At 65.2% G+C, this 13,840-nt stretch carries 10 protein-coding genes; 3 read left to right on the top strand and 7 right to left on the bottom strand.

Annotated features, from left to right (window positions below):
• Nucleotide 1: 1 nt before the first annotated feature.
• Nucleotides 2-1,522, bottom strand: a complete 1,521-nt coding sequence (locus ACT3TS_RS09625; protein ID WP_444531290.1) for an MmgE/PrpD family protein — start codon at nucleotides 1,520-1,522, stop codon at nucleotides 2-4.
• Nucleotides 1,523-1,579: 57 nt separating this feature from the next.
• Nucleotides 1,580-2,215 carry a GntR family transcriptional regulator gene (locus ACT3TS_RS09630; protein WP_444531291.1) on the bottom strand — a complete coding sequence of 212 codons (636 nt, stop codon included), beginning with the start codon at nucleotides 2,213-2,215 and terminating at the stop codon, nucleotides 1,580-1,582.
• Between the two features lie 278 nt (nucleotides 2,216-2,493).
• Between ACT3TS_RS09630 and ACT3TS_RS09635 the strand changes: the two genes are divergently transcribed.
• Nucleotides 2,494-4,392 (top strand): AMP-binding protein, encoded by a 1,899-nt coding sequence (locus ACT3TS_RS09635; RefSeq protein WP_444531292.1) that lies wholly within the window; start codon nucleotides 2,494-2,496, stop codon nucleotides 4,390-4,392.
• An 87-nt stretch (nucleotides 4,393-4,479) separates the two neighbouring features.
• On the opposite strand, the gene ACT3TS_RS09640 is transcribed toward ACT3TS_RS09635, so the two are convergent.
• The 3 genes from ACT3TS_RS09640 to ACT3TS_RS09650 all read right to left on the bottom strand — a co-directional run bounded on the left by ACT3TS_RS09640 (nucleotide 4,480) and on the right by ACT3TS_RS09650 (nucleotide 8,390).
• Entirely contained in the window at nucleotides 4,480-5,763 is a 1,284-nt protein-coding gene (locus ACT3TS_RS09640; RefSeq protein WP_444531293.1) for a dicarboxylate/amino acid:cation symporter, read from the bottom strand.
• Nucleotides 5,764-5,994: 231 nt separating this feature from the next.
• A complete protein-coding gene (locus ACT3TS_RS09645) occupies nucleotides 5,995-6,696 on the bottom strand; it encodes a response regulator (protein ID WP_444531294.1) in 702 nt (233 codons plus the stop codon).
• The gene (locus ACT3TS_RS09650; protein WP_444531295.1) at nucleotides 6,693-8,390 is read right to left on the bottom strand and encodes a sensor histidine kinase; all 1,698 of its coding nucleotides are present in this window, start codon (nucleotides 8,388-8,390) and stop codon (nucleotides 6,693-6,695) included. The genes ACT3TS_RS09645 and ACT3TS_RS09650 overlap by 4 nt, the downstream gene beginning before the upstream one ends.
• 127 nt (nucleotides 8,391-8,517) lie before the next feature.
• Between ACT3TS_RS09650 and ACT3TS_RS09655 the strand changes: the two genes are divergently transcribed.
• Nucleotides 8,518-9,936 (top strand): cation:dicarboxylate symporter family transporter, encoded by a 1,419-nt coding sequence (locus ACT3TS_RS09655; protein WP_444531296.1) that lies wholly within the window; start codon nucleotides 8,518-8,520, stop codon nucleotides 9,934-9,936.
• Nucleotides 9,937-10,304: 368 nt separating this feature from the next.
• Here ACT3TS_RS09655 and ACT3TS_RS09660 read toward each other — a convergent pair whose 3' ends face one another.
• Both ACT3TS_RS09660 and ACT3TS_RS09665 read right to left on the bottom strand, forming a co-directional pair.
• A complete protein-coding gene (locus ACT3TS_RS09660; protein WP_444531360.1) occupies nucleotides 10,305-11,987 on the bottom strand; it encodes a DUF6297 family protein in 1,683 nt (560 codons plus the stop codon).
• Nucleotides 11,988-11,997: 10 nt separating this feature from the next.
• The gene (locus ACT3TS_RS09665; protein WP_444531297.1) at nucleotides 11,998-12,732 is read right to left on the bottom strand and encodes an ABC transporter ATP-binding protein; all 735 of its coding nucleotides are present in this window, start codon (nucleotides 12,730-12,732) and stop codon (nucleotides 11,998-12,000) included.
• Between the two features lie 226 nt (nucleotides 12,733-12,958).
• Here ACT3TS_RS09665 and ACT3TS_RS09670 point away from each other — a divergent pair, with 226 nt between their 5' ends.
• On the top strand, nucleotides 12,959-13,840 hold the full coding sequence (locus tag ACT3TS_RS09670; protein ID WP_444531298.1) for a ParA family protein: 882 nt from the start codon (nucleotides 12,959-12,961) through the stop codon (nucleotides 13,838-13,840).

Below are 13,840 nucleotides of genomic sequence, written 5' to 3' on the forward strand. Positions count from 1 at the left end.
GTTAGAAGAGTCCCTTGGGTGCGGCTGCGAGATCCACGACGCCGGGAGCTGCAGTGATGTTGAGTTGGTTCAGTTCGCCGGCGGCCAGGTTGGGCAGGTTCACCGCTGCCGCGATGAAGCGGTTGATTTCGGCTTCTTCCACCAAGCCCGCGGCCAGGGTGCGGAACTTGTTGATGTACTGCTCGCGGGCAAACGGCCGGGCGCCCAACGGGTGGGCGTCGGCGACGGCGATGGAGTCGGTGATGAGGGTGCCGTCGTTGAGCGTGATCTCCACGGAGCCGCCGAAGGCCTTCTCGGCAATGTCCAGGGAATGGTAGCGGCGCGTCCACTCTGCGTCCTCTTCCGTGGTGACCTTGTGCCACAGCTCAACCGTGTCGAGGCGGCCGGCACGCTCGGGGGAGTAGGAGTCAACGTGGTGCCATGCGCCATCCTGGAGGGCCACCGTGAAGATGTACGGGATGGAGTGGTCCAGGGTCTCGCGCGAGGCGGTGGGATCGTACTTCTGCGGATCGTTGGCGCCGGAGCCGATCACGTAGTGGGTGTGGTGGCTGGTCTTGATCAGCACGCTGGCGACGTTGGCCGGGTCGGCGGCCTCGGGGTGTTCGCCGTGGAGCTTGCGGGCAAGGTCGATCCACGCCTGCGCCTGGTACTCGGCGGAGTGCTCCTTCGTGTACGTGTCCATGATGGCGCGCTTGGCTTCGCCTGCGGCCGGCAGCGGCACGGTGTACGCGGCGTCCGGGCCGTCAAGCAGCCAGGCGATGACGCCGTCTTCGCCTTCGTAGATCGGCACCGGTGAGGTCTGGCCGCGCATGGCACGGTCCGCGGCTTCAACGGCCATCTTGCCGGCGAACGCGGGGGCGTGTGCCTTCCAGGTGGAGATCTCGCCCTTGCGTGACTGGCGGGTGGCCGTGGTGGTGTGCAGGCCCTGGCCCACGGCCTGGAAGATGGTTTCCACCTCAAGGTTCAACAAGGTGCCGATGCCGGCGGCGGCCGACGGGCCGAGGTGGGCAACATGGTCAATCTTGTGCTTGTGCAGGCAGATGGCCTTCACCAGGTCCACCTGGATTTCGTAACCGGTGGCGATGCCGCGGACCAGGTCCGCGCCCGAGGCTCCCGTGTGTTGGGCGACGGCCAGGATCGGCGGGATGTTGTCGCCCGGGTGGGAGTACTCGGCCGCCAGGAACGTGTCGTGGTAGTCCAGCTCGCGCACGGCAACGCCGTTGGCCCAGGCGGCCCACTCGGGGGAGACCTTCTCGGTGATGCCAAATACGGAGGCGCCGGAGCCGCCGGTGGAGGGGGCATGGGTCAGTGCCTGGGCGCGGGCCGCAACGATGGGGCCGCGGTTCAGGGAGGCGATGGCGACGGAGGCGTTGTCGATGACGCGGTTGATGATCATGTCGGTGACCTCGGCGGTCACTGCCACGGGGTCGGCGGCAACGGTGGCGATCTTGTGCGCCAGCTGGTCCTCGCGGGCTAGGTTCTCGTCGCTCTTGTACACGCGGACGTTGTGCTCAATTGTCATGATGTTCCTTTCGCAGGGTGGTTCAACAATGTGTGGTTCAACAGTGTGTGGAAAGTTTTATGGTGTGGTGCTCAGCAGGTGGCGCAGGCTGTTGTCCAGGTGGACGGTGGTGGCCGCGCTGGCCACGGCCGGGTTGCGGTTGGCGATGGCCAGGGCGATCGCGGCATGTTCCCGGGCAGCGTCGCGGAGCCGGGCGGGATTGTCCTTGCCGAGACGCCGGACGCGGACCAGGTGCACGCGCAGGTTTTTCAGGGCCTGGTTTAGGTAGTGATTGCCGACGGCGGCATCCACCGCGCTGTCCAGCTCGCCTGCCAGCTGGTAATAGTCGGTGCGGGCGGGGTCCTCGGCCGTGATCAGCTCGCCGGCGTTGGCAAGCTGCTGGTGCAGTTTCCTGAAAATGTCGGGGTCGCAGCGCTGGGCGGCCAGTTCAGCGGCCCGGCATTCAAGGGCCGACCGGAGCTCAAACAGTTCATCCAGGTGGTCAAGGGAGATTTCACTGACAACCATGCCGCGACCGCTTTGCGGTTCGGTCAGGCCCTCACCGGTGAGTTTGGCCAGTGCCTCGCGAATCGGGGTGCGGGAGACACCCAGGCGCTCGGAGAGTTCAACCTCGCCCAGCACGGTCCCCGGGGTGAGGCGCCAGTTGATGATGTCGCTGTGCAAGGTGGCATAAGCGCGTTCGCTGGCTCTCATGGTCCCTCCTCTCGTCCTCAAGCGCCTGATCCTCAAGCGGTGGTGAAACACTCGTCCAACAGCTGCATTGGCGGTGACGTTCGGTGAAGTTCAGTGGTTCGCCGGATGTGCTGTACGGATAACTTTACCCGACCAGTGTATACAGAAACTACTGAATTGGGTCAATTTCTGCAAAGAATCTGTAAAAAAATCCACTCCGTGTATACATTGGGCTTGTCATGCTCCAATCCCGGGCGGTAGCATGGCACACATCACATCGACGTGGATGGAGCACAATCATGGCATTGAAGGCCGTTAGCTACAACGACGAGTACCAGCGCAGCATTAGTGATCCGGACGGGTTCTGGCTGCAGGCTGCAGAGGCTGTGGATTGGGTGGTGCCGCCGAAACAGGCCCACAACAAGGAACAGTCACCGCGCGGCCGCTGGTTTGCCGATGGCGAACTAAACACCTGCTACAACGCCCTTGACAGGCATGTCGAGGCAGGCCGCGGCGGGCAGCCCGCCCTCATTCACGATTCCGCCATGCAGGGTGCGCAGAGGGTGTACTCCTACGCCGAGCTCACGGAGCTCACGGCGCGCTTCGCCGGAGTGTTGCGCGCCCAGGGGGTGGGCAAGGGGGATCGGGTGCTGATCTACCTGCCCATGATTCCCGAGGCCGCCATTGCCATGCTGGCCACGGCCCGCCTCGGTGCCATCCACTCGGTGGTGTTTGGCGGGTTTGCCGCCAGTGAGCTGGCAGTGCGCATCCGGGACGCCCAGCCAACTGTGGTTGTCACCACCTCGGGCGGCTTGGAACCCCACCGGCTCATCGAGTACCTGCCCACCGTCCATGAAGCGCTGGCCAAGGCCGGTGTTCCCGAGCTGCCCGTGATCATCAAGCACCGCGACGGATTTGCCGCCGATGCCACGTCCCTCGGCCTGAACGCCGTGGATTGGGATGAGGCCATGGCTGCTGCCGAACCCGCCGCGCCCGTGCCTGTGAAGGCAAGTGACCCGCTGTACGTCCTCTACACCTCGGGAACCACCGGCACGCCCAAGGGGGTGGTGCGCGACAACGGGGGATACGCCGTCGCACTTCTGTGGACCATGACTAACCACTACAACATTGGCCCGGGGGATGTTTGGTGGACGGCCTCGGACGTGGGCTGGGTGGTGGGGCATTCCTACATCGTGTACGGGCCGCTGCTGGCCGGCGCCACGACGCTCATGTACGAAGGCAAGCCCGTGGGCACCCCGGACGCCGGCGCGTTTTGGCGTGTCATTGAGCAGCACAAGGTCAAGGCGTTGTTCACGGCGCCCACCGCGCTGCGGGCCATTCGCAAGATGGACCCCGAGGCGGAACTGCTGAAGAAGTACGACGTCGGCAGCCTCCAAACGCTGTTCACCGCCGGTGAGCGGCTGGACACCGACACCTACCATTGGGCGGGCAGGGTGCTGGGGGTGCCGGTGGTTGACCACTGGTGGCAGACCGAGACCGGCTGGGCCATTGTGGGCAATCCGCGCGGACTGGAGCCCCTGCCTCTGAAAGCGGGTTCGCCCACCCTGCCGATGCCCGGCTTTGACCTGCGGATCGTGGACGGCATGGGTGTTGACGTCGCGACGGGGGAGGAGGGCAACATCGTGCTCGGCCTGCCGCTGCCTCCGGGCACGCTGACCACCCTGTGGAACGACGACCAGCGCTTCATCGATTCCTACCTCAGCGCCTTTGCGGGCTGCTACGTCACGGGCGACTCCGGCTACCAGGATGAGGACGGTTACGTGTTTGTCATGGGCCGCACCGACGACGTCATCAACGTGGCCGGCCACCGGCTGTCCACTGGCTCCATCGAGCAGGTCATCGGCACCCATCCGGCCGTGGCCGAATGCGCCGTCATTGGTGTGGTCGACCCGCTCAAGGGACAAAAGGCTGTGGGCTATGTGGTCTTGAAATCGGGCGTGGACCTGACACCGGAGCAGCTGCAAAAAGAGTTGGTGGCGCTGGTGCGGCGCGAAATTGGCCCGGTGGCGGATTTCAAGACCGCCGTGGTGGTGGAGGCATTGCCCAAAACCCGTTCGGGGAAGATTCTGCGCAAGACCATGCGCCAGATCGCCGACGGCGACGAGTACGTGGTGCCCTCCACCGTCGAGGACCCGGCAGTCATCGACGCGCTCATCCCGGTCCTGCGCCCGAGCTAGCGCAGGACCGGGCTGGCCTGGAACAAGTTGGCGCCGGCTTGACCCTGCGGGGTCAAGCCGGCGCCAACTTGGCTACTGTGACCTTGGCTAATGGGCCAGCGCGTGCTCTTCCGTCTCGCTGCCCTCGGCCGCCTCCACGTCTTCGTCCTGCGGGTCCTGGGCCTGGGTGCCGAGGCGGCCGTGCGTGAGCTTGTTCATGATCAAGGCGATGGCACCATCGCCGGTCACATTGGTTGCCGTGCCGAAGCTGTCCAGGGCGATGTATGCGGCGAACATGAGCCCCACCTCGACGTCGCCGAAGCCGAGCATCTGCACGAGCAGGCCTGCGGCTGCGGCGATCGCTCCGCCGGGAACGCCCGGGGCGGCGATCATCATGACACCGAGCATCAAGATGAACGGCAGGTACGCGGCGAACGAGACGTCACCGCCGGTGAGCAGCAGTACCGCAATGGAGAAGCAGGTGATCTTGACCATCGAGCCCGACAGGTGGATCGTGGCGCACAGGGGGACCACGAAGCCTGCGACCGAGTCGGCGACGCCGTTCTTCTTGGTCGACGCGAGCGTCACCGGGATGGTTGCGGCCGACGATGACGTGCCCAGGGCCGTGAAGTACGCGTCGCGCATATTCCACAAGGCCTTCAACGGGTTGATGCCCGACATGGCGCCGGCCAGCGAGTACTGCAGGAGCAGCACGACGAAGGTCAAGGCAAAGGACACGAGGGCGACGAGCAGGAATTTCGTTACGACTGTCACGGCGGAGCCGCTGGCCGAGAGGTCCATGAAGATGCCGAAGATGAACAGCGGCAGCGCCGGCACGATGATGCGCCGGATCACGGACTCAATGATGGTGCGGAACTCGACAGCGCCCCGAAAGAGCACCTTGCTGCGGAAGGCCGTCAACCCGATGCCGAGGATAAAGGCGAGCACGAGTGCGCTCATGACGTCAATGACGGGGGCCAGGACGATCTCCGTCGCAGAGTCGCCGGCGCTGGCGACCACGGAGATGAAGGGGCTGAAGCCCGAGCCGGATTCTTCCCCGAAGGCCTCGAGCCCGCCTCCCGACAGTGATGACGTGAACAGCCAGCGGCTCACAAAGTATGCCAGCAACCCGGCGAGGATGGTCGAGCCGTAGGCGATCATGGCCGTGATGCCCAGCCACTTCCCGGCGCCCTTGCCGAGTTCGGCGATGGCGGGCATGACGAGCCCCAGGATGATGAGCGGCACCACGAAGCTCAGGAAGCCGGAAAAAATTGAGTTGTAGGTCAGAAAGACCCCGCCAAGCCAGGCGGGCATCACCGGCCCGGTGAGAATGCCAACAACAATGGCGACGATGATCCAGCCCAGCAGGGGGATCGATTTCAGAAGTTTCATGGAGCTCCTCCGTGACAAGTTCAGCATGGGCGGGCGGTGCGCCACATCGTTGTGGCGCATGACACGCCTCAGCAATAGTAGGCGGTGCCGGCACTTCCGCTAAATCCGGCGGCGCCCGCCGCAGTTTCCCGCACCGGTCCGCACAGCTGCGCACAGCGCTCCAACGCACCGCGCTCCAAAGCACCGCGCTCCAAAGCACCGCGCTCAAACACACCGCTGCGGCGTTTCGCCTCAGCGCGTCCGGGACCAGCTGTACTCCAGTTCCGGGCGGCCGGGGGCGCCGTGCCGGGGAGCCTTGGCCGCGGATCCGGTTTCCACCAGATGGTCAAGGTAGCGTCTGGCCGTGACCCGGGACATGGCCAATCCCGCAGCCGCCTCGGTGGCGGAGGATGCACTGGGCTGGGCACGCAGCCAGTCTGCGACCACGCTGAGCGTCTCCGGCAGCATTCCCTTGGGCAGCGTCAGCTTCCCCGTGGGCCGCAGCTCCGATAATGCCCTGTCAATGGCGTCCTGCGAGGTGTGCGACCTGTCGGCCAGCACGGCGTGATAGCTGCGGTAGTTCTCCAGCTTCTCCCGGAACGCGGCAAAGGTGAACGGCTTGATCAGGTAAGCCGTGATGCCCAGCGCAATGGCGGAGCGCACCACCACAATGTCCCGCACGGCAGTGATCGCCACGACGTCGGGCACCAGCCCCAGACCATGGATGCGGCGCAGCAGGTCCAATCCGTGTCCGTCGGTCAAGTTCATGTCCAGAAGGATCAGCTGGATGGGCGGGGTGGCTGGATCGTTGAGCACGGCCAGTGCCGCACCCATGCCGTGGGCTTCCGCCACCACCTCAAAGCCGCCCAGCCGGCGAACATAGTCGGCATGGGCTGCCAGCGCGATCGGTTCATCGTCAACGACGAGCACCCCGATGGGTGCGGGCCCGGTCACTGTGCGCGCCCAACAGGCGGAATGGGGCCGGCAGCGCGGAGCGGGCCGGCCGGGCGCGGCGGGCCGGAAGCGGGAAGCGGAACGACGGCGGTCATGACGGCGCCGCCGTCGTTCTCGCCGGTGACAGAGCCTCCCAGGGCGGCGGCGGCGCGGCGGATCAGGGCGATGCCGTAACCGCGCCCGCCCGGCGCCACGGACGCCTTGTCGGTCGTGCCGATCCTGCCCAGCAGGTCCAGGTTGGTGGTGGGCAGGCCCGGGCCGTTGTCGGCCACGGTGATGGTCAGGGCATCGTCGTCGACGAGCAGGTCCACCCAAACCGTCGGCTCCGCACCGTGGCCCGCCACGGCGTCAATCGCGTTGTCCACCAGGTTGCCCAGCAGGGTCACCAGCTCGCGGGCATCCAGCATGCCCTGCGGCAGGGTGCCGGACGCGGTCAGTTCCAGCGCGACTCCGTGTTCATCCGCCTGTGCACGCTTGCCCAGCAGCAATGCCGCCAAAAATGGTTCGTCCAGGGTGCCGGCAAACTCGCCGCCGAGCCGCTCATTGGCGGACAGGTCGGTCGTGGCAAAGTCCAGGGCTTCGCGTGCCCTGTCCAGCTCGATCAAGGAAATGATGGCGTGCAGCCGGTTGGCGTGTTCGTGAGTTTGGGACCGCAGTGCCTCCACCAAGGTCTGGGTGCTGCTGAGGCTGCCGGCTAGGGCCGTCAATTCGGTGTGGTCGCGGAGGGTGGCAACGGTGCCTGCGGGGATGTTGCTGCCCGGGGCCAGTGCGGGCCGCTGGCTGACGACAAGCAGCCGGTCGCCGGCCAGGTGGACCTCGTCGGTGGCGGTGCGGCCGCTTTGCAGCAGTTCGTGCAGGGACTCGGGCAGGCCCAGGTCATCCAGACGCGGCGGCACGGCAGTGGATGCCGTGCCGAGGGATACCGTGCCAGTGGATGCCGTGTCGCGGGAGGCCATGCCCAGCAGCAGGGCGGCGTGGTCGTTGTACAGGACCATGGAGCCGCGGGTGTCGACAAGCACCAGACCTTCGCGCACGGAATGCAGCACGGATTCGTAGTACGCAAACAGCTGGCCCAGCTCCTCGGGACCCCAACCCAGTGTGACGCGCTTGAGATAGCGGCCCACCAGCCAGGAAGCCACTGAACCAGCCAGCATGAGCGCGGCTGCCAGACCCAGCACCTCGGGGAGCTTGGCAGCAACGAGCACCTCAACGTTTTTGACAGTCACCCCGGTGGCCACCATGCCCACGACGTTCCCGGCTGCGTCCTCGATGGGCACAATGGCACGCACGGAGGGGCCCAACGTGCCTGCGGTTGTTTCAGTATGTGGATGTCCTGCCCGCGCCTCCGAGGTGGAGCCGACGTATTGGCCGCCAATTTGGGCCGGGTCCGGGTGGGTCCAGCGTTGGCCGTCGGGGTCCATCATGGTCACAAAATCGACGCCCGCGTTGGCCATCACGGCCTGGGCATAAGGCTGGAGCGCCGCCGGCGGGTGGGCGGCCGACGTGCCCGCCACCACCAAGGGCGAATCGGCCATGGCCGTGGCGACCGAAAGCATGCGCTGGCGGGTCTGCTCATAAGTGCGGGAGCCGGCGTCGGAAACCATGGCTGTGGCAAAAGCTGCCGTTAAAAGGACCGCCACAAGCAGGTTGGCAACGAACAACCTGCGGGCAATGCTCCAGCCACGCCAAAACATGCTGCACCTTTCGTGCGACCAATATGAACACAACGGTGAGCCAAATCACTTTTGACGGCACTCTTGTGTGAGGCGGATCGCACGCCCACCTACCAATGCTAACCACCGAAAACCACAAGGAGTGACAATGAGATCTCAACGGGGAGGGACCGCCGTCGGAACAAAGGCCGCGCGTCGCAAGATGGACAAGACCCACTGGCTCTACGTGGCGGTGATCGCGGCGGTCGTTTTCGGTGCAGCAATTGGCCTGATGGCCCCGGAAGTTGGCAAGTCACTGAAGCCGCTGGGGACCATGTTCATTGCGTTGATCAAGATGGTCATTGCACCCATCATTTTCTGCACCCTGGTGGTTGGAGTCGGCTCCATCGCGAAGGCGGCCACGGTGGGCAAGGTTGGCGGCCTGGCCCTGCTGTACTTCATGACGATGTCAACCGTTGCCTTGGGCATCGGCCTGCTGGTGGGCAACATCACCCATCCCGGGGCCGGCCTGCACCTGAAGCCGTACGAGGCTTCCAGCGGCGGCGAGGACAACTCCACGGTGAAGTTCCTGATGGACATGATCCCCGGTGACATCCCCGTGCTGCCCACCCTGGTGCTGGCGTTGATGGTTGGTTTTGCCTTGCAGTCCCTCGGCAAGTCGGGCGAGCCCGTGCTCAACGGCATCAAGCAGATCCAAAAGGTTGTCTTCAAGCTGATGATGATGATCATGTGGCTGGCCCCGGTCGGTGCCTTTGGTGCCATTGCCGCCGTCGTGGGTGCCACGGGTTGGGCCGCGATTGGCTCCATGGCGATCCTCATGGGCGCGTTCTACCTGACCTGTGCGCTGTTCATCGTGGTCATCCTCGGCTCGATCCTGCGCCTGGTCACCGGACTGAACATCTTCACCTTGATGCGCTACCTGGCCCGCGAATACCTGCTGATCTTCGCCACGTCCTCCTCCGAATCCGCACTGCCCCGCCTGATGGCCAAGATGGAGCACGCAGGAGTGTCCAAGCCCGTCGTGGGCATCACCGTTCCCACGGGCTACTCCTTCAACCTTGACGGCACCGCCATCTACCTGACCATGAGCTCCTTGTTCATCTCCACCGCCATGGGCATGCCGATGAACCTCGGTGAGCAGATCGGCCTGTTGGTCTTCATGGTGATCGCTTCCAAGGGTGCTGCCGGTGTCACCGGGGCCGGCCTGGCCACGTTGGCTGCCGGCTTGGCCGCACACAAGCCGGTCCTGCTCGATGGCATGGGCGTGATCGTGGGCATCGACAAGTTCATGTCCGAGTGCCGCGCACTGACCAACTTCACCGGCAACGCCGTCGCCACGCTGCTCGTTGGCAAGTGGACGCATGAGCTCGACATGGACAAGGCCCGGGAGGTCCTCTCCGGCCGCGATCCCTTTGATGAGCTCTCCATGGACGACGACGACCACGGCTCCCAGCTCGACCCGCCTTCGGTCGGGGGAGACTCTGCAGGCCTGGCGGGCCTGATGGTGGGTGGCGCAGGGGTGCAGGACCCCCGGGCGGACGAGGAGAAGGTACCCGTTTCCGCCTAGCTGAAATTTCACGGCACGCATCGCAGCAGCTCTCCGCAAGCGCCTGCGATGCGTGCCATCTTGGGTCGGTGCCACACCGACAAAGGCCCCGTCCGGGCAGCGCCGGACGGGGCCCTTCGCGTCTGGCTGCTGTGTGCACGCAGCGTCCGGGAAGCAATGGCAAGTCCACACCCGGACTGTTCCGGACTGTCCTGGACCATCCCGGCCCACGAAGACGCGGCCAGCTGCGCGATCCGCCGAAACGGGGTCCAACTCGCGAGAACGGTGTTTTTTGGGGCGGGGGGGGCGTTTGGCGGGTTCGGCCCATGCCCGTCAAATCGTGCTTCGCGCAAAGTGCGGGTTCGCACCATTCCCGCGAAGCGGCGGGACTACTTTTTTGCTGCCGTGCCCGGGGCGGTGGCTGCCGGCATGCCGAACAAGCCGCCGTCCTTGGCCGACTTGGGCTTGCGCAGGTGCGTGCCCCACAGGAACGCCAGCCAGGTCAGGGTCAGCTGGGCGGGGAAGGCAACGGCCGGTACGCCGCCGGAAATCAAGCAGATCAGCACCGGCAGCAGCACGATGAGTGTCAGGTCGGGGCCGATCAAAAATGATTTGATGGCGCCCATGGGGATCGGGCCGGTGGGGGAGGCGACGGCCGGCATGTTCCAGTCGGGTGCGGGCTTGAACGCTGCACGCAAGGTGGAAGCCCCGAGCCCGGGGCCGGCGAGAATCGCCAGGACCAGCAGCGAGGGGGAGCCCACACCAAGTGCCAGCAACAGCCCAAAGCAGACCGGCGCCCAGAGCGTCATGACCGCCGCAGGGATGGCGTAATGCACCAGTCGGACGGTCTTGGCAGGCAGCGGCATCAGTGTGTCGACGGCCGGATTGCCCGCAGAAAAACGTGCCGTGGCCCCCAGCGCCGTCGCCGCGAAATGGGCGCACAGGTACAAAGCCACCGCAATCAACACGGCGTTGCCAAGGAACTCCACGGACGCCAGCGAGGCAGGAATCGCCGCCAACACCAGCACCCGCAACAAGGTGGCGGGGGAGCGCAAAGCCATCGTGGCATGCGTGCTGAGCAGCGTCTTAATGCTTCGGGCGTGCGCGGTGCCGCTCTTGAAGATCAGCTTGAGCCGGACCCTGCTGGTGCCCGTGGACGGGCCGGTGCTCAACGACCGCGACAGTTCCGTGGCATCCATCGCCAAGAGCGAGCTGGCGGCGTAGGCACCGGCTGCGGCACTGGCCTTGAGCTGTGCGGTGGTGATGCGTTCAAGGTTCAGGTAGACCATGGCAAGCAGGCCCAGCGCAAGGGCCACGGCCAGCAGCGGCCAGCTGGCGCCGTCGGCCACCAGCAAGGGCCAACTGGTGGGCAAATATGCCATCCAGGCCGTATTGGCGCCGGTGATGGCACCGGCGCCGGCCACATTGTTGTACAGCGCGGTGGCCACCAGTGTCAGCGGTGCAATGAGCGTGATGGCCCCCATGGCCTTCTTCAGCCATGCGCCGGAGTTGGTGATCTGGCACCAGCAGGCCAGGCCGTACAGCAGCCAGGCCAGGCCCGCGCCGCACAGCACCGCCAGCGCCAGACGCCCCGGTCCGGCGTCCGCGGACATGCCAAGGGACAGAGGCAGCACCACGATGATGGCCGCGATGGTCGGCCAGAGCAGCGACTTCAGGAAGCCCGGCTGGATGAATCCCCGGCGTTGCACGGGCAGGCCCAGCCACCATGCGGTTTGCGGCAGCGTCATGGCAATGGGGCCCATGGTCATTTCAACCGACAACAGCCCGGCCGCCAATGTGAGCAGCACCGTGGCGCTGGCCTGCAGCAGCGTGACCGAGTGAAAACCAGGGGCGACGGCGGACGCCAGCAGCGCTGACTCGTCGCCGACGCCCAGGCTGTGGCGCAGGGCGACGATGAGCGCCCCCGCCATGGTCAGCAGTGTCAGGCCGCCAAGAATCGAGGTGTACACCTCCGAGACGAGTTCCATGAGCCCGCCCTGGGTGCGGCTGAGGCCGGCGCGGAATGTGTACTGGCGGATTTCCTTGGCGCTGAAGCGCTGACTGGTTTGCATGCTCACGGCGCTACTCCGCGTGGGGGTTCTCGGAGGCGATGGCCACCGCGGCCTGGCTGGGCGTCATGGTGTGAATCGTGTCCGCAATGAACAGTGCCTTGGTGGCCACCGTTGACAGGAAGCCGGGGTCGTGCGTGACAACCAGCAGGGCAAGGCCGGCATCAACCTCTGCCCGCAACCGGGTGGCCAGGCGGTGCCGCATGGCCGTGTCGAGACGCTGCTCAGGCTCATCGAGAACCAGCAGGGACCGCGGCCGCACAAATGCTGAAGCCAGCAGCATGCGGCGCCGCTGCCCCGAAGACAGGTTGTACGGCCGTGACTTGGCCTGCGCGGTGAGGCCAAAAAACTCAAGCTCGGCGGCGATGACTTCCTCGACGTCGTCAACGCCGTGCCCGGCCGAAACAATGGCCAGGTGTTCCTCAACTGTCAATGCCGGGAAGAAGGCGTCATCGTCAAAGACCACAGCCACTTCGCGTCGAAAGTCCAGAGTCCTGTCATCAACCTTTGCGCCGTTGATCAAGGTGGTTCCGGAGACCGCCTCGAGCTGGCCGACCACGGTCTTGACCACCGTTGACTTGCCGGCGCCGTTGGGCCCCACCAGTGCAAGCGACTGGGCTGAATGCACGCTGAAGCTGACAATGCCGCAGACGGCCTTGCCGCTGTAGCCGGCCTGCAACTTCTCTGCGCGCACCACATCCTTGCGCCGCGGGGGTTTGTTTTGGGAAGGGCTGGTCGCTTTGGTCATCACTTCGAAGTATAGGCTGGCATTGGTGCAATCCATTGTTTCCGAGAGGCCCAGGTCAGGGGGATGGGCGAACATCCGGACGCCCCCGGAGCAACATTCAGCTTCAGCCTGAGGGTCAAGGCTCAAAAGTCGTTCGGCGCAAATGTCCAAAACATGCGCCCGGCAACCGGTAACGTAGTCACTGGCAGTGGCGAGAAAAATTAGCGGCGAAAGTGTGGACTGACAGGTGAGCAACGAGCAGGGTGCAACGGCACTTGCCGGCGAAGATGTAATGGGCCCCACCGGGCGCCCCCTGACGGAATTCCCCGAACCGCCGGTGTTGTCCTCCCACGGACCGGCACGTGTTATTGCCATGGTGAATCAAAAGGGCGGCGTGGGAAAGACCACCTCGACCATCAACCTGGGTGCCGCCCTGGCGGAAGCCGGGCGCAAGGTGCTGCTGGTTGATTTCGACCCGCAGGGCGCCCTGTCGGCTGGATTCGGGACCAACCCCCACGAGCTGGACGTCACCGTGTACAACGTGTTGATGGACCGAAAAGTGGACATCCGCGATGCCATCATCCACACCGACGTGGCGAACATTGACGTTCTCCCCGCCAACATTGACCTTTCGGCGGCGGAAGTCCAGCTGGTCAACGAGGTCGCCCGCGAGCAGGTTCTGGCCAGTGCGCTGCGCAAGGTTGAAGACGAGTACGACGTCGTCCTCATTGACTGCCAGCCCTCCCTCGGCCTGCTCACAGTCAACGCACTGACGGCCGCCCACGGCGTCATCATCCCGCTGATCTGTGAATTCTTTGCCCTGCGCGCGGTCGCCCTGCTGGTGGAGACCATTGACAAGGTGCAGGACCGCCTGAACCCCGGACTGCAGGTCGACGGCGTGCTGGCCACCATGTACGACGCCCGCACCCTGCATGGCCGTGAAGTCCTGGCCCGCCTCGTTGAAGCCTTTGGCGACAAGGTCTTTGAGACCGTGATCAAGCGCACCATCAAGTTTGCCGACGCCTCCGTGGCCGCCGAACCCATCACTTCGTACGCGAGCAACCACCAGGGCGCCGAATCCTACCGCCGCCTGGCCAAGGAACTGATCGCCCGAGGCGGCTCGCCCTAA

Source organism: Specibacter sp. AOP5-B1-6, assembly GCF_052376555.1.
Taxonomy (GTDB): domain Bacteria; phylum Actinomycetota; class Actinomycetes; order Actinomycetales; family Micrococcaceae; genus Specibacter.